This window comes from Leptospira wolffii serovar Khorat str. Khorat-H2, from assembly GCF_000306115.2.
Lineage (GTDB): Bacteria > Spirochaetota > Leptospiria > Leptospirales > Leptospiraceae > Leptospira_B > Leptospira_B wolffii.
On record NZ_AKWX02000023.1, the window covers coordinates 1 to 16,905 of the forward strand.

The window sequence follows — 16,905 nt, forward strand, 5'->3', positions numbered from 1 at the left end:
CCCTCGCAAAAGCCGCATTTGCGTCTTTTGCTACCCCCTCTCCGGGGGAATTTACTCCTTCGAAACCCCGGACCCACGTTTGCTTTCATATCAAAATATTATTTATCATAAGTAAGTAATGTAAGGGTTGAGAAAAATATCTATTCTTCAGAATTTAGTACCTAACTTAAAAAATCACTGCGATTTCTTCACTTCATCCGCACAAAGCAAGAAGGGTGCTATAAAACTGTCTTTTTAATTCTTCGCGAAAAAGCGAACCAGAATCACGCACATTTAAGGAAAAGAAAGTAAGGCAGAGTGGTAAGATTTGGCTTCTGTTCATAGGGCCCTTATTGGATTGTTATGTGAAAAGCTTTAAAATCTTTTTCTATTTTCGAAAATTTATTCATAATAATTCCCTGATGATCTGAATTCTAATGTATGTTCGTTGATTGCGGCGGGTCCTGACTCGCATTTTCCTGTAGCAATATAAAAAAAAGAACGCTTCAGGATTCTATAATCATCCTTATTTCTCGGTTATATTTCGGTTTTGCACGCTTATGCAAAGTCTCGGGATAATCTATCTACCTTTTCTTTTTTCCATACAGGCAAGAAGAGAAACGAGTGCGCTCCCTTGCAAGTCGGCATCATTTGGTGAGCTTATGTATACATAATACTGAAAGTAGCAATTATTATTCTCCTCTGGAGGATCCAGGATGCATCCCATGTTTATAAAATGGGATAATGTTAGAAAAGCAAAATAAGCAATTGAATTTTTCATACTCTTCCAATCTCAATAAGGAAATAGTCCATTAAACATTCTATTCGCTTCTACAACTTCTTTCTGATAGTAATTTAGAACAAACCATAAATTAAGCACACTGTCTAACTTGGCCAAAGTTTCCGGTGAGGCGTCTCCGATAGCTCTTGCGTTTGCCATAGTAAATAAGAATTGATATTGTATATCTCGATATGCTAATAGCCCTGCATACACTGCGAAAGCTTGAGGACTTAGCATTTTGTATAAGAAGTATTTTGTAGCCCCGTAATTCATAGTCCCTGACCGAAGATCGGAATCCATCTCTTGTAATAGTTGATGACTACTATTGGCCCATTTTCCACCGTTCAAGTATTGGTCCACATGACCCATTTCATGCTTAATTGTATCCTGCGATTCTCCGGTTCGAATATGAGCAACACCCCAACTTGCATAAGAAGTCGAATCGCCCGTAGCAAACCATTCCGCAAATTGTGAATTACGAACCCCCCAGCCTCCGCGTGCATAATGAATTGTGGGGTTATTTCCTTTTAGAGTTGCTACAAAATAATCAGCAACTCCTTCATAAAGAACGTTCTCCCTTCATTCTGGCGAGCAAGCCGCAGAAACAAGGAGGGTATTCAATAGATCCGCATCAGAACCCATTGGTTTTGAACTATAATACTCATTGATAACTGCAAGAAGGCAGCCCGTAGTATCTTGCTCAGGGCCCAATGCCCCGCAAGAGAGCAAGAGTATAAAAAAGATGAAGTAAACAAATATTATTTTCATATTTCTCCTAATGTAGCATCAATATTTTAGCCAAATTTAGACTATTGATAACGTTAAATAAAGGGGACTGTATTTTCATTTGCTCTATAATATTAGTGACATTTAATATAAGATACAAATCTCTGCTAATCAGCCCCTTATTCTGAAGATAAGTCCAAGTCCCATAACCATTCGTTCCAGATCGAAGATCCGCCTCAAATTCACTAAATGGTCCAAGCGAATTTGCGTACCATTGATCAATATGCACCAGCTCATGTTGCATCGCTCTATTCGAAATTCCTGTCCTTGCTGCAACATAATCCTCACGAGTGGTCGCTTGCGCAGTTTTACGTTCGGCCGAGAAGAGGCCATGATTTTCTTCATAAGAGTTGTAAACAATAAAAGCTCCTCGCTCTATTGAATACCTAGGCCTTGGATCTCCTTTAATAGGATTCATGATTGAACTTACACCAAAATCAGTGAGAGATCGAAAATATGACGCAGTAGCTTGTCCAAAATTATGCTGGAAAGCTCTCGGATTCGATATTATTCCGGCAAGTAAAAGGACAGGGGAAAAAGCAACTATTCCGATTAATAGAAGCGCACCACCGATGGCGCTTCCGATATTATAAAATGTATTCCCAACGGAAGCCCAACGCTGGCTACTTATATAAGTAGCTCTTTGCAACCATGACCCCGCCTTTCCGAGGGCACTACTCAACCAGCTATGTCCATCCGGATCGATGCGATTGACCGGATTTCCTCCCACATACATATAACGATTGAGACCGTTGATACCCTGATCCGCTCTATCGTCCGCCTGTATGAATCTACCCAAGAAAGGATCGTAGTAGCGAGATTTGTAATAATACAAACCGGTCTCCGAGTCAGCAATCTGGCCCGTGAATTTATAACGGAATATATCCGGCCCAGAAGATTCCGTATAATTAATTTCGCCGTATGGATAATAGCTCATATAACTCGTTCCGGATTGTCCCGGACCCGCGATGGGATTTCCATATCCGTCCGTCAACATAGTCGTGGAACCTAAATGATCCGTTTGGTAGAAGTAGGCTCCCACTGCCGGTTCTCCTGCTCCTGTTATTCCTTGGGATCCTTTCCCCGGTGGTGATACGGGAGGCAATACTTCCGAGCTTGCATTATTGGATAATAGATACCAAGGTGCTGCTTCTTTTTTAGATCCTGTTAATATTCCATTACAATCTTGGAATATTAAGACTCCGAAGAAGGAGAGTAGTAGTACGGGTGAACTCCATCCTGCAATTTTCATTCTTTGTAATATTTCGTTTCCTTTGCGGTAATACGGATACGTTAGATACAAAACCCCCAGAATGAAACATAGATAGCCGATTCGCAACTGCCAGGTAGGGATCCCGAATCGGAATAATTTCGAATATGTAAAGAATCCGTAGATAGGCGAGAAGACTCTATTCTTCCAGTAGGTTCCGCAATCCATCGCTCCGGTGCAAAAATCTAATCCATAAAATAAGCTCCCGGCAATTCCTATATCCGTCTTCTGCTCTCCGCCTTCCGTCATTAGGACCGCATCCGTCCGGGTGATCTGAGTTAGGATTTCTCCTCCTAAGCCTTTGATATACGATGTATACTTGGGTGAGACACCGGGGGCCTGTACGATTTCGTATAAATCTCCCATAGAATAAGTGATTGTAGATGCGTTCCGATTTTCCGTTTTTACTCGGTTTCCGGAATAATCGTACGTATACCGGATTTCTACTCCATCGCTTGTACTGTATTCCGTGAGTTTTCCGAAAGAATCGTAAGATAATGTATCTCCGTTTCGAGAGATCATATTCCCCGCGGCATCATAGGAATACGTGACGTTTCCCGAGTCTTGGCTATATATCTTGGTTACCGCGTGGGCATGACCGGCGTCTCCGTAAGTCAGGGTATACTTTCCTTTTTGGATCAGGTTTCCGTCCGCACTATAAGTATAATTTAAAGTACCGGAACTTCCCGAGGAGGACACCAAACGATTCTGTATATCGTAGGCAAAGCTTCGGGTTCTAGTGGCGTTCTTATGATCGGTTTGAAGTAGAATATTTCCCGATCCGTCGTATTCGTACGAGATTTTTTGTAAATCGCTTCCGTCTTCTTTTTTGGAAGAAAGAATCTGGGTCCGGAAATGGGAAGGATCCAATCGGAGGTCCGTAATCACTCCGTTCCCCGCGGTCTTTCTAAAGATGGCCGCTCCGTCTTGGAAAATCGGTCCGGCATATTCCGCTACGAGAGAATCATAAGCGTTTCCGTCCGCGGAATCCAAAGAAACTCTTTCCAGATTTCCGTTCAAAGAATAGGTTTGGTGGACTTTGGATCCGTCGGGATAGATAATCGCGGTCAATCTCCCTAAGGAATCATATTCCATTTTGGTAATGAGAATCAGATCGTCTATCGTCTTCTTCTGTAGAACCGGTTTTCCTTGGATATTATAACCGATCTCCGTCGTTCCGGAAGAGTCGACGATTCGAGTCAGTCGACCGATTCCGTAAGAACTGTCCGTTCCGTCATATTCGTTTAAAACCGCCGCTTCTCCCCCGCTTGGAATCGTAGATAGGATCCGTCCTAGCGAATCGTAATGAAAGGAAAGACTTTTATTTCTGGCGTCCGTTTGCTTGGATACTCTTCCCGCGAAATCGTAAGAATACGTGATCGTACCTGAATTCGGATCCGTAACACTAATTCTTCTACCGGCTATATCGTAGGCAAAACTCGTGACCTTTCCCGAGGGATCCGTGATCCGAGACGGTTGGCCGAAAGGAGAATAGTAAGTAAGAATAGTCTGTCCATTCTCCGTTTTGGAAACGGTCTGACCCAACTCGTTCTTCGTTTCCGAAAAGGATTTTACACTTCCATCCGGATATTGGATGGAAGTATTCGTCGAAAGAATTCCGTAAGAGATGGAAGTCACCGTATTTCCCGTAGGATCGCTGAAAATGCTGCCGGTGGAACGAAGATCCGGATCTTCATACTTGTAGGACGTCCAAAAAGGAGAAAGATTGCTGAAGTAAGGATTCGATTTCTTAACGACGAGTCCCGTAGAATAATCGTAGACTGTGTCCGTAATTAAATCGATTCCCGAAACCGCAGTATCGGATACGGATCGGATAATATTGCCGAAAGGATCCGAATATTCCTCGGTTACGGTTTCAATTCCGGTAGTCGTGTCTCTGACGGTCTTAATCACTGATTGCGTCGAAGAGAGGTCCGACAAATCGAAACGGGCAGGGTTGCGGTATTCATAAGATTCGTTCGGATCCGAACTACCTGGATAGAATACTGCGACCACTCGACCCAAGGCGTCGTAATCTTTACGGATTTTAGCTCCGTTCACATCCGTTCTGGATATTTCTAATCCCAAAGAAGTTTCGTATTCCGTAATTTCCTTATGCCCCAGTGCGTTCGTCTTCTCCGTTTGGAATATATGGAGAATCCGGTCGTAAGAAATCGTCGTAACGGCTCCGGCAGGATCCGTGGAAGTGATCGGATTTCCGTAGGAATCGTACGTATATTTTGTGATTTGCTCTGCGGAAGTTCCCGAGAATTGGACCGTGGAGGAGACCGTATCTCCGTCATAAACAACGGATTGGTCTTGGATAAGCGTTCCATCCACATACTTCTTGGTGCGGGAATTTCGTCCGATCCTCCAGCCATTCCAGTCATAGACCAGGTCGATATCGGAAAACACGAAATGATCTCCGGCAGTTTCCGTCTGGCTCTTCGGAAATCCGTAGTCGTCTATCGTAAAACTCGTGTTTGAGGAAACCTCCAAGTTACCGTTATGAAAGGAAGCCTTAGCGATATTCGTAGCGACTGAAATCTCCGTACCGAAAGGATTCGGAAATTTGAATCCGCTATAAATCGATTGCTGCAATAACTTCCCGGAAGCATTATAATTGCTTACGCTGATCAGAGTTCCCGCTAATCTATAATCATTCTGGAAATATTCCGTTTCCTTAAAAAATCCCGTCCCTTGGTCCTTCTCTCGAACTTTTCCGAAGCCCAGGCTTCTTGCTATTCCTCGGGTCCCGGCAAAAAACCTGGCATTCTCGAAGGAAAAACTCTCCTCGGTGGAAATTCCACCTCCAATATCAGTCCGAACGCTTGTGGCCAAATACCGAGGAGATGTATCGACCAAGTTGGGATAATCTCCCGTTCCCGCCTGGATCGCATTCGAATGTAAATGTTTGGGAGTATATATGACCGTGGAAGATTGGATCCCGTTAGTGACGGAAATCAAATCGTCCTCTTGGACGGACTTCACATTCGTATTGCGAACGAAAACTCGGGCCTGGCTTTTGTCCTGCCAGAGCTTGATCATCACTGCATCGGAGAAACCGTCCCCATTCGTATCCTGGACCATCAATTGTCCTATATCCGCTTTATATACGCCGGAGGAGGAATCTTCCGCTAGTTCGATCTGACCGAATCCGAAGGTTGCGTTATAGTTTAAATTTCCGGAACCGTCCGAGAGATAGCTTTCGATTTGCTGACTGCCTTTATTGTAAAGAACTAGATCCTCTAAACCGTCTCCGTTCACGTCTCCGAAATTGAATTGAGAAACCTTTTTTATATCGTCGGTATGAAGAGAACTGGAAACTTGCGAAGAGAAACCCTTGCCGGTATTCAGGGACACTTTGAGTTGAGTTCCGACAATCGTGATAAAATCGGGAAGTCCGTCCGAATTCACATCTCCGAAAAAACTACGCAGACGATCCGCGGAAGTTCCCAGGTCCAATTGGATCGTTTGGGAAGTCTTAGAATGCAACTGAAAACCGGTAACATCGAGTCTGTATCGAGTGACGCCTCCCGAATTTGCGTCGATGGAATTCAATTGAGCCTGAAGATCCTTCTGCAAGGAACGAATCGGCGCGATCTCTCGGGCATAAATCATCTGCATATTGCTTCTCAGGCTATCGGGAGAAGAAACGGAGCCTCCGGAAGCGACGGCTTTTAATTGAAGAATATCCGCATAATTCGGATCGGAAACGAAACAGGCCACGTTCGTTCCTTCGCTATTCGGAACTAGGACGATATCGTCCGGGGAATATCCAGTGCCTAGTCCCTCTATATAATACGTGCATCCTTTCAGATAATAATCGATTAAAAGATTCAGATCGGAAGAAGATGCCGATCCGGCTCCGTCGGAAATCAGTCTTTGCAGAATTTCGTTTTGCGTGGAATATTGATTCGTTACCGTTTGAGCCCGGCTATCCGCTTCCGAAAGACGATCGGATAATTCCGTGTATCGGGGGTTCTCGCTATATCTAGTTAAACGAATATATTCCGCTCTTCCGTCCGAATCCAGATCGATAAATTCATTCAGATAATAATTGGATGTGCCTACGATCCGAATCGCATCTTCGAATCTACCTTTCTTGTTGATATAAATGTTGAAGTAAGATCCGTCGTAATGGATGAAGTCGGAAAGACCGTCGCCGTCCATATCGGCGAACCAATCCGCAGGCGCCTTGTCCGGAGCGAGTCTCTTGGAATCCGTTTCCGAAGGTTCATACAGATAAGAATAAGGAGCGAATACCGTCATGTTTCGATTTGCCGCGGGAATATTCACGTTCGAGAAAGACTTGGGATCGCTGAAATACGTTCCTTTGGAAAGAATCGCATTCAGCTTGCCTCCATTCTCATATGCGAAATCGGTTCTTCCGTCTCCATCCAGGTCCACGGTACGGGAAAATGTATTATAATGGAGAGGAAGCACCGGACTTAAAAAACTTTTATCGGAATCCACTTTGCCTTCCGAAACGGTCCAAACTCGTAAACGAATATTATTAAACGTTTCCGAACCCACCACGCTAGCGAAATCTATGAGACCGTCTCCATTGGCGTCTAACTGCATCCAATTGGTCAGTCCGGCTTCGATCCCTCCGCTGCAATATTGAGGTCCACCCCAGTTATTGTAGTCCAAGCAGGAGGAAACCAACTGATTGAAAAAGTCGGCGTTTCCTCCCCAGCAAGGAGCGTACGCGGCGCAAATACAGGCGGCAGGGCCTATATTGCAACTATCCCTTTCAGGTACAGGCATATGCATAACGTATTGTAGATAATCCGCGATCTTACGATCCTGGGCGCTAGGCTCGCTCGGTAACGGGTTTTGGAATAGAAGATTAGCGTATAAAAGTAAACCGCTAGGAACGAAAACGTTCACTAAGGAGCTAGTGGACTTCAAATCGATATTGGAGATGGGTTTTAGGACGAATCCATCCGAACCGTAGGTAAATTCCAAATCTGCGAACTCTTCCGAACCGAAGACATTCGATTCTCTTCTGGAAATTGCGGAAAGTACGGGGCGGTTTGAAAGAGAACCCTTAGAATAGGAAAGTCCGAATTCGCGAATAATCGAGCCGTCCACGTAGATTTTAACGGAATCGAGAAGTCTGGAATTTTTTACTAAGGATCCGGATAAAAAACTCGGGACCGTATCGGAACGGTCGTCGTTATATTCGAATACGATCTTTCTGTTTTGATAAACGATTTCCTTGGGAACATATTCCCCGTCGACGGAATCTTCGATATAACTAATATTATAACCGTTTCCGAAAGAATCGCGAACTTGATCGAGAGCCCAAGCACGAACGGAACCGTTCCGGCCGATCGCCTCGATCCGAGAATCGGAGGTCGCTCCGAAAGAATATTCTATCCCGTCCTTATCTGTTACAAGCCAAGAGCAAGGTCCATCTCCGCAAACTCCGCCGGGTACGAACCGAAGCCAAGATTCTTTACGAGAATGGAAAACGCTTCGATTTCCGGAAACGTCCGTTAATTGGCCCGCCTGAGTGGAAAGAAAGTCGTCCGTTCCGTCATAGCGTATTCCGAAACCGGAATCTCTCAGAATGGAGGGGATTCCCTCTATGTCCCAACCTATGCCAAGTAAACCGCTTCTAGAACCGGAAGAATACGAAAATGCGAGGCGGGGAGCGATTCCCTTCCTTCCCGGTGGCAAAGGTATTTCCACGTTGGAAGTAAGAGATCCACCGGAGGAAACATTCAGTTTCGGCACCGGCTGAGGTACTAGATTTCCCGTTAATTTAAGATACAGGGAGCGGATGGAAAAACTCGAAAAAATGCCGAGGAATGAGGCAAAAATAAAAAAAGTGAATGCCTTCCTAAGCGAACTATACTTCCGCTTGTTTTCTGAAAAATATCCATTACGCATACGATATCCGCCGACTTGATGTAACAATTCCGTAATATGATCGATCATACGATCCGATTTATATATTATAGAATAAATCTTTTTGAATGTTTCTAAATCCATTTGCTCGTCCGAAAGGCCGCAATATCCCGAATGGGATAGTCTCGCGGAGTTCCGGAGAGAGCGATCCTTTTTAACGTTGTACGAAATCATCTTTCTGAGTAAAATTTCCCTTTTTTTATACAATTTAAGTTTTATTAAATATTATTTTAATAATTTAACGGAATATAAATCTTTTCCAATCTATAGAATTCGTTTATCCCGTTGCAATGACAATGTCGAGATTAAAATGTGTCAATGGATTTCGATGATTGATCTAAATTTGCGTTATTCGGAATGAGTATTCACTTTTGGGATATGGGAGAGTCGCCTAACGAAAGTCAGCCTTTTCGGGTTCGATCGTGAAGAGGGCCGGTGCTTCGGGTAAGGAATATTGCGGACAGGAGTAATCGAAACCCGGATAGAAGACTTGTCTGAGCGGGGAAGTCCGCTTTGTAGGGATTATAGAGAGAGAAGGGGAGACATAGTCCGGAGAATCGCAATCCGGGCTATTGTTATTCTTAGGAAAGAAATTCGGTTTGGACCTGGGTTAAGATCAAATCCGAATCCGAATTCGTTTTTGGATTAGGAGATCTCTTTTTTGGCCCCTTCTCCCCATTCCTTATAAGCGGGTAAGGAAGTGATCGTATTTACGTAATCCTGTAATTTGGGTTCCAAGGAGATTCCGTAGGTAACGAAACGGGAAACTACGGGAGAATAGAAAGCGTCCGCGATGGAGAATTCCTTGCCGAATAGAAAAGGCCCCCCGTATTCCTGTAGGAATTCCAACCAAAGGGAAGAGATTCTTTCTACATCTTTTAACGCCTCGGGAGGTAGCTCTTTTTCCGGGAATCTTCCCCAGAAATTCATGCTCATATTGGATCTCATAGCAGTAAAACCGGAATGCATCTCGGCCGCTGCGGATCTGGCTTTTGCCCTAGCCTTAACTTCTTTGGGCCATAAGTTCTTGTTTGGGAATTTTTCCGCTAGATACTCCGAAATGCTTAAAGTATCCCATACTTGGAGATCCCCGTCATGAAGGACCGGAACTTTTCCGGAGGGAGAATACTTTGCGATTACCGAAGCGTATTCGGGAGTGAATAACTTCAAGGATACTTCTTGGAAAGGGATTCCGGCTTGCTTCAAAAGGATCCAAGGTCGGAAAGACCACGACGAAATATTTTTGTTACCGATTACAAGTGTAAGATCGCTCATAGGTTTGGACCTTAAGTTCTCCGATCTCTCCCGCTCTGCAAGAAAGTAATCCGTACTTCTTCCTATCTTTCGAAATTCTTATGCCGCCTTTGCCTTAGTTCCCCTCGTATAAAATGCCGCCCTAGTCTGTTCGACATAGAGGCCTATAACGCTTGCCACAAGAAGGTCCATTCTACCATCCACGAATGTAGGAGATCCTTCTAAGATTGAGATCGGGTCGGTGAGTGGGTAGTCACGAGCTTTTCATATCGGTTTAAAGAAGTACCCGGAAAATGTCTGTGGGATTTTTTAAAAAATCTCGGTCTTAGCTATCTATAAAAGGATATTCTTCCGAGAGGGACTTCCGCAAGAGAGAGCTTCGTCCTTTCAAAGAGGAAAATAAATGTCTTACGATTCATTGCGAATCGGATGGATTCTAGGTTGGAAGACGTTAAGGAAATTATCCAAAGAAGAGACACGGTGCCCGATATTCTATTGATTTGCGATACCGCAGGACAGATTGCTCAGATCAACGAGAATGGAAGAATGGTTCTCGGTATTCCCTCAGGAGAAAACATTCAGGGAATGAAGGTATCGGACTTTTTATCCGATACGGACCGCAAATATCTGGAAACGGTTCTTATGCCCGCTCTCGTTAGATCGGGAGAATTCGAAGGAAGAGGACTTCGTTTAAAGAAAAAGGACGGGAACTTTATCCATACCAGACAGACCGCCTATCAGATGCCGATATACGGAAACGTTCCCTCCTATGTATTCATCTTTTCCGAAGAAGGAAAATACGAGGCGAATAATTCCGACGCGTTACATAATTCTTTTCAACATTCTCCGTCGGATACTTTCAAAAAGTATGAAGGAATGAATCCGGAGACTTTAGTCTCGATCCTGAGAGAGAAGACCAAGCTCACCAAAAAAGAAACGGAAATCTGCGCGGGAATCGCATCCGGAAAGGATAAGAGCAAAATCAGCGAAGATTTAGGAATCCATTCCGGAACCATGAAGAACCATTTGAAATCGATCTATCGTAAGACGATCGATTTGGAAAAGGAAATCCCGGGCCCCGAAAGAGATAAATTGCAAAGACTTACCATCTATCTCTTCCGTCTCTTGGGAGAATGAGCCGTTAAGAATTTCTACTTCGGGGATTCTCCCCAAACTCTGATTAAATAATCCTCTCGTCCCGAACCTTTTCGATAGCTTCGATAATGTTCGGGATTCTTCTTGTAATAGTCCTGGTGGTACTCTTCCGCAGGATAGAATTCGCCCGCTTTTAGTATCTCTACCGCGATCGGTTTGGGGAATTTCTTGGAGGCTTCGATCTTGTCCTTGAATTCCTGTGCCAGTTTTCTTTGCGCCTCGTCCTTATAATAGATCGCGGCTCTGTATTGATTGCCACGGTCGGCGAATTGTCCTCCCGAATCCGTAGGATCTATCTGTCTCCAATAAGTATCCAAAAGTTTGGCATAACCGATCTTTTTAGGATCGTAGGTCACTTTCACGCATTCTCGATGTCCCGTTCTTCCGTAACCCACGTCCTCGTAAGTCGGATTTTTTTCCTGACCGCCGGAATATCCGGATATTACCGAAGCGACTCCCGGCAATTTTTCGAACGGACCCTCCATACACCAGAAGCATCCTCCTGCGAATATCGCCGTCTCGGTATTCTCCTTGGAGTTAATAATATTCGAAAAAAAGAATATAATCGGAATGGATAAGATGATGGCGATTTTTCGCCCATTGCGAATCATATCTATCATACGTGTCTCCTTTTCTTTTGCAAATACCCGCGATTGTTCCGATTTTGATCGTAATGTCTGTCGAAACGGCAATCGAATCTTATAAAAAAATCCTGGAAATCATATCCCAATTTCATTTTATGAACCTCCCGGGTAATTTCGAAAGGTATCTAATTTAGTTACATTAGTATCTGTTTGTATCTTGCGAAAAATTTTTCCGGTTAAGGAAAAAATTTCGAACAAAGCGGGCACCAATGAATAAAGCATTTCGTAATATCGCGGAGAGAGTCCCATACGATATTTCCTCGAGTATCGCGGTCTTTCTCGTTGCGATTCCTCTCTGTTTAGGAATCGCCCACGCCTCCGGAGCTCCGCTCTTCTCCGGCATTATCAGCGGTTTCGTGGGAGGAATCGTAGTAGGTTTAGTGAGCGGATCCTCTTTAAGCGTATCGGGTCCCACCGCAAGCTTAACCGCAATAGTTTTGTCCGGTATCAGCGATTTAGGGAACTTCGAAGCGTTTCTCTTGGCGGTCTTGATTGCCGGTTTTATACAAATCATATTAGGTTTACTTAAAGCCGGTGCCCTGTCCGCGTATATTCCCACCTCCACCGTGGTGGGTATGTCCGCTGCGATAGGATTACTTCTCATCATTAAACAATTTCCTCACTTGATCGGATACGATATCGAGGAATTCGGTGTGGAGGAATTCGATCTGACCAAAGAGGATATCAACGAAACCTATCATGATCCGCATGAAGGCAAGGAAACCAACTCTCTCACGGTCTTCATGCACGCTTTCGAGAATCTGAGAGCCAATGTGATGGCGATCGGTGCGGTCTCTTTGGCGGTATTTATTCTTTGGGATCGGTATTTCGCAAAGAAGTTCAAATACGTTCCCGCTTCTCTAGTGGCGATCGCGGTAGGAACCGGCGGTAACTTCTTCTTAGGAGAGTTCCTACCGGGGGGAAATTTGTCCCAGGATCACTTGGTCACTCTTCCGGTTTTTAAGAACGCTTCCGATCTATTCGGTCAGTTGGATTTTCCCGATTTTTCCTTTTGGAGAAATTCTTCCGTTTGGGCCTTGGCGTTGACGATCGCTTTGGCTTCTTCTCTAGAATCCCTCCTCTCCATCGAAGTGGTGGATAAATTGGACGAGGAGAATCGTAAGACTCCTATGTCCAGGGAATTGATCGCTCAAGGCGTGGGGAATATGGTATGCGGAATCTCCGGAGGAATTCCCATCACGAGCGTGGTGGTCCGGGGATCGGTGAACGCCGCCTCCGGAGCCAAGTCCAAACTTTCCGCCGTACTTCACGGCGTCTTTATCGGCGTTAGCGTTCTTTTATTTCCCAAATTCATGAATATGATCCCTTTGGCTTCTTTGTCGGCCATACTTGTGATGACAGGATTTAAGCTAGCTAAGCCTTCGCTCTTCCGACAGATTTTCCAAAAGGGGTATTCTCAGTTTCTTCCTTTTGTGGTAACGATTATCGCGACCGTATTCACGAACGTACTCATCGGTACATTCTGCGGTATCGTTACATCCCTGATTTTCGTTCTATACGCGGACCATTTGAATGCGATCATCCGGGTCGAAGATCACGGTAAATTTCGTAGGATCGTTTTAGGGGAGAATTTGGGCTTTTTTCAGAAAGCAAGAATCAAAAGCGTTCTGGAGAGCCAGCCGTCCGGGATCACTCTGGAAATCGACGGTACCCGAAATCTTCATATGGATCCGGATATCCGGGAATTGATCTACGAGTTCAGAAATAGCGCTCACCAAAAAGAAATCACCGTAATATTAGGAGGGATAGCGAACATGCAAAACGATATAGAATCGCTGAAGAAAGAGATGAGCGAGACCTATCAAAGACTGCTTTCGAATAACGAGACTTGGGTGGAGGAAAGAACCGCCGAGGACCCCGAATTCTTCTCCCGTCACGCGGAAGGCCAGACTCCTCAGGTTCTTTTCATCGGATGCAGCGACTCTCGGGTACCGGTGAATGTGATCACTAAGACTAATCCGGGAGAGATCTTCGTGACCCGTAATATCGCCAACGTGGTCTCCGTGGACGACATGTCTTTGTTTAGTGTGGTTCAATACGCGATCGAGGCATTGAACGTGAAGCATATCATCGTCTGCGGACATTACGGTTGCGGAGGGGTCAAGGCAGCCTTGAAGGGGACTACCGCGGGGCTCATAGATAACTGGATCACTCACATCAAGGACGTGTATCTAAAGCATAGGGAAGAATTGGACGCCTTGCCCGACCAAGCAAAAGAGGAAAAGCTGATAGAGTGGAATGTCGCCGAGCAGGTAGTGAATCTCTATAAGACCAGTATGATCCAGACCGCCTTGAAGAAATACGGATTTCCGGAGATCCACGGTTGGGTTTACGATATCCGCACCGGAAAAATAAGAGAAGTGGATTATAAGGGTCTACTAGCCAAGGAGTTGGGCGGAGTCTATGGTTACCCCGAAAAGGTTTAAATAGCCGCCGGTTGGAAGAGCAACTCCTGTACTCTTAGGTACTTGTCGTTACCGTTGATTTCCCAACGGACGACTTCTCCTACACGGGCTCCCAATACCGCGGATCCGTGGGGAGAAAGTACGGAGATCTTCCCGGCCGCTGCCGCGTTTTCCGGACATTCTTCCGGATAGACCAAAGTGAATTGGAATGCTTCCGCATTTCCCAGATCCCGAAGCACGAATTTGGAATTCATCGTGATCAGATCTTCGGGAACTTGGCTGGCATCCAGCTTCTTTGCCTTGGAAAGAGCTTTGCGTATCGTTTCGAGGAGACTTGGCTGGACAGTTTGAGGGATGTCCGGGGCCTGCAGAGTAGAAAGAATTCTTTGGTGATCGTGTTTGGAAAGAAAACGTTTTCCACTCATGGAAGCAGCCTCCTGCATTACAAAGTACTGAAAAATCAAATCCGTAACTTACATATCTACATATTGTACTCAAGCGTTTTTCGTTTTCTTGATTTTTCGCGACATTCGGAAACGATATGCGACATAGGAATTAATCCGATACCTCGATAAGGGGAGAAAATATACTAAACGAAGGATAAGTTTCGAACGACATATGGGATAGAGATGTTCTTAACTTTACTAGAACCGGTGCCCAAACGATCCTCTCGTCTTCTCAGATATCTGATTCGTTTAGTTCGTAAAGATGTTCGGACTATATTGGTTCTTCCCAAGCAAGCCTTGAGTATGGAGGACGGTCTCAAGCTCGGTAAGCTTCTCTCCAAAATTCCGAACGACGAGTCGGCACCCATGCTTTGCTTCGCTGAGTCCTTCGCGCAAGCTGTCGCATTCTGCAAGGAACTGAAGGAGACCAGATTCGGGACCTCCAGTCGGGTGCTACCCATCTTCATAGACGTGAGCCGTCTTTCCGATTCTTCTCCCGATAAGGACTTAGGAGAGAGGTTCGAAGGTCTGGGAGAAATTTGGGAAAAGAATTTTCCCCTTACTTGTTTTCTAGAGATCGGCAGGTCTAGTTCCCGACTGGAGGAGGCGAGCGTGCGCACGAGTCTTTTCCGGATTTCTTCCTTGGTTCTGGAGGCTAGGGACTCCGGCTGGAGACGTCTGAAGGAAGTGAGCGAGGAATACCCTCGAGGAGAATGGACGGGAGAACTGCTTTCCAATTTCCTTCTGGAGTAGGAGGGCCTAGCGCCCCGCGTCCTCCTTCTTCATGAAGGACTTCCAAACTCGGCTTTCCTCGGGGGCCTTTAAGTCTTTTCCCCGCCTTGTCTTTGTCTTTCGGAACCGAGTCTCGATGACTTCGGTCCTAGTAAGGTCTTCGGGCCGTCCTAAGAAATTTCTTTCCTTACCCTTGCTTGGAACTTGCTTCCCAAGCCCCGGATTTTTTTTACCGACCGAGCTAGGGGGTATTTCATATTTTTAATTGAACTTTTTTCGATCCCGGTCTTGACTGATTAAAATTTTGCCCCAAATGGGGAAGAGCAGGTTGATCTTGCATGATCGAAAGACGCACGAACAAGTTCGGGGAAAACGGCATCTTTGCCTCTCAGCCAATCGCTAAAGGAACCCTCCTTTTCAGTTACAGCGAGTGGATAGAGGACGAAGAATTCGGCTGGAAGGTTCTCTCCGTGTCCGAGGCCGACGAGCTTCCAGAACAGGAGAAGGAAATCTTCATGAAATACGGATACGACGTAGACTTCGGCCTTGTTACCGGACCCTCTGGCCTGGAGTATGTTATCAATAGCTCCAATTTTATGAATCACTCCTGCGAACCCAATATGTGGTACGACCAATCGGACAATATCATCGCTAAAAGGGATATTGAGTCTGGAGAGGAGCTGACCATAGACTACGGAAATTTCGTAGTGAACTTCGATCAGACCTTCGAATGCGCATGTGGAGCGTCCGGCTGCCGCAAATTTATCCGTAAGGACGACTGGAAAATCCTATTACCCCAGTACCATCTGAATTTCCCTACCTTTATGCATAAGGAAATCAAGAAGATCCTGGTAAAGGTTCCCGCTTAAGGGAAACCCGATCCATCTTTTGCCCGGGGATTCCCCGGGCCTTCATTTCCGAATCCTAGATTGCCTTCTCCAAAGCAGACGCGCCAGATTATCCCCTTCTTCTCCGGAAACCCTCCATATAGGATCGCTGGATTTGCGAGCGTTCTCTATCGTATAAAACGCATTGGGAGCCGTATTCTTCAGAATTTGTAGGACGAAAGGGATATCCTTTCTTCTCTGAAAAGAAAGAATCACTTTAACCGGGCCTCTCGCTCCGCTGGCGTCTAAACTAGTGGTTCTAAATCCCGCCTCGGTTAGGTTTCTAACGATCTCTTCTCCCTGGGAGGTAACGATGATTCGAACCAAGGAATGTCCTATCGCTAGTTTTTCCTCTATGACCATCCCTAAGTAGGTTCCGGTCGCAAATCCTCCTCCGTAGGCGATATAGCAAAGTACATTGTTCAGATTTCGCATAATCTGAGTGATTACGATCAACCAGAGAAGCACTTCTACGAAACCGAGCATGGCGGCCAGCGCCTTTCTTTCCCGGGATATAAGAATGATCCGGACCGTGCCTATACTCACGTCCGTCATTCTAGCTAAGTAAATTCCTAAGGGTAAAATGATATAATCGAAGGCCCAAGTCGGCATAGCCGTAATTGAGC

At 45.3% G+C, this 16,905-nt stretch carries 9 protein-coding genes; 4 read left to right on the forward strand and 5 right to left on the reverse strand.

Going from position 1 to position 16,905, the window contains the following annotated elements:
- Positions 1 to 1,535: 1,535 nt before the first annotated feature.
- Both LEP1GSC061_RS18080 and LEP1GSC061_RS18085 read right to left on the reverse strand, forming a co-directional pair.
- Positions 1,536 to 8,909 carry an RHS repeat-associated core domain-containing protein gene (locus LEP1GSC061_RS18080; RefSeq protein ID WP_415751841.1) on the reverse strand — a complete coding sequence of 2,458 codons (7,374 nt, stop codon included), beginning with the start codon at positions 8,907 to 8,909 and terminating at the stop codon, positions 1,536 to 1,538.
- A gap of 471 nt (positions 8,910 to 9,380) precedes the next feature.
- A complete protein-coding gene (locus LEP1GSC061_RS18085) occupies positions 9,381 to 10,010 on the reverse strand; it encodes a glutathione S-transferase family protein (protein ID WP_040509967.1) in 630 nt (209 codons plus the stop codon).
- Positions 10,011 to 10,418: 408 nt separating this feature from the next.
- On the opposite strand from LEP1GSC061_RS18085, the gene LEP1GSC061_RS18090 reads away from it, so the two are divergent.
- Positions 10,419 to 11,126 carry a LuxR family transcriptional regulator gene (locus tag LEP1GSC061_RS18090; RefSeq protein ID WP_040509968.1) on the forward strand — a complete coding sequence of 236 codons (708 nt, stop codon included), beginning with the start codon at positions 10,419 to 10,421 and terminating at the stop codon, positions 11,124 to 11,126.
- 14 nt (positions 11,127 to 11,140) lie between these two features.
- Here LEP1GSC061_RS18090 and msrA read toward each other — a convergent pair whose 3' ends face one another.
- The gene (gene msrA, locus LEP1GSC061_RS18095; protein ID WP_016547449.1) at positions 11,141 to 11,764 is read right to left on the reverse strand and encodes a peptide-methionine (S)-S-oxide reductase MsrA; all 624 of its coding nucleotides are present in this window, start codon (positions 11,762 to 11,764) and stop codon (positions 11,141 to 11,143) included.
- A gap of 233 nt (positions 11,765 to 11,997) precedes the next feature.
- On the opposite strand from msrA, the gene LEP1GSC061_RS18100 reads away from it, so the two are divergent.
- A complete protein-coding gene (locus tag LEP1GSC061_RS18100) occupies positions 11,998 to 14,235 on the forward strand; it encodes a carbonic anhydrase (protein ID WP_016547141.1) in 2,238 nt (745 codons plus the stop codon).
- On the opposite strand, the gene LEP1GSC061_RS18105 is transcribed toward LEP1GSC061_RS18100, so the two are convergent.
- Positions 14,232 to 14,639, reverse strand: a complete 408-nt coding sequence (locus LEP1GSC061_RS18105; RefSeq protein ID WP_016547348.1) for a GreA/GreB family elongation factor — start codon at positions 14,637 to 14,639, stop codon at positions 14,232 to 14,234. The two genes, LEP1GSC061_RS18100 and LEP1GSC061_RS18105, sit on opposite strands and share 4 nt — an antisense overlap.
- Before the next feature lie 204 nt (positions 14,640 to 14,843).
- Between LEP1GSC061_RS18105 and LEP1GSC061_RS18110 the strand changes: the two genes are divergently transcribed.
- On the forward strand, positions 14,844 to 15,413 hold the full coding sequence (locus LEP1GSC061_RS18110; protein WP_016547181.1) for a hypothetical protein: 570 nt from the start codon (positions 14,844 to 14,846) through the stop codon (positions 15,411 to 15,413).
- Positions 15,414 to 15,730: 317 nt separating this feature from the next.
- Positions 15,731 to 16,261 carry an SET domain-containing protein gene (locus LEP1GSC061_RS18115; RefSeq protein ID WP_016547175.1) on the forward strand — a complete coding sequence of 177 codons (531 nt, stop codon included), beginning with the start codon at positions 15,731 to 15,733 and terminating at the stop codon, positions 16,259 to 16,261.
- Positions 16,262 to 16,303: 42 nt separating this feature from the next.
- Here the strand turns inward: LEP1GSC061_RS18115 and LEP1GSC061_RS18120 are convergent, their stop codons facing one another.
- Positions 16,304 to 16,891: a DUF2179 domain-containing protein gene (locus tag LEP1GSC061_RS18120; protein WP_016547066.1), complete on the reverse strand. Its 588-nt coding sequence runs from the start codon at positions 16,889 to 16,891 to the stop codon at positions 16,304 to 16,306.
- Between the last annotated feature and the right edge of the window lie 14 nt (positions 16,892 to 16,905).

Bases quoted from the DNA above. Each gene is read 5' to 3' on its own strand.
- LEP1GSC061_RS18105 (WP_016547348.1), bottom strand. From the start codon at position 14,639: ATGAGTGGAAAACGTTTTCTTTCCAAACACGATCACCAAAGAATTCTT.
- LEP1GSC061_RS18080 (WP_415751841.1), bottom strand. From the start codon at position 8,909: ATGATTTCGTACAACGTTAAAAAGGATCGCTCTCTCCGGAACTCCGCG.
- LEP1GSC061_RS18110 (WP_016547181.1), top strand. From the start codon at position 14,844: ATGTTCTTAACTTTACTAGAACCGGTGCCCAAACGATCCTCTCGTCTT.
- LEP1GSC061_RS18100 (WP_016547141.1), top strand. From the start codon at position 11,998: ATGAATAAAGCATTTCGTAATATCGCGGAGAGAGTCCCATACGATATT.
- LEP1GSC061_RS18090 (WP_040509968.1), top strand. From the start codon at position 10,419: ATGGATTCTAGGTTGGAAGACGTTAAGGAAATTATCCAAAGAAGAGAC.
- LEP1GSC061_RS18120 (WP_016547066.1), bottom strand. From the start codon at position 16,891: ATGCCGACTTGGGCCTTCGATTATATCATTTTACCCTTAGGAATTTAC.
- LEP1GSC061_RS18115 (WP_016547175.1), top strand. From the start codon at position 15,731: ATGATCGAAAGACGCACGAACAAGTTCGGGGAAAACGGCATCTTTGCC.
- msrA (WP_016547449.1), bottom strand. From the start codon at position 11,764: ATGATAGATATGATTCGCAATGGGCGAAAAATCGCCATCATCTTATCC.
- LEP1GSC061_RS18085 (WP_040509967.1), bottom strand. From the start codon at position 10,010: ATGAGCGATCTTACACTTGTAATCGGTAACAAAAATATTTCGTCGTGG.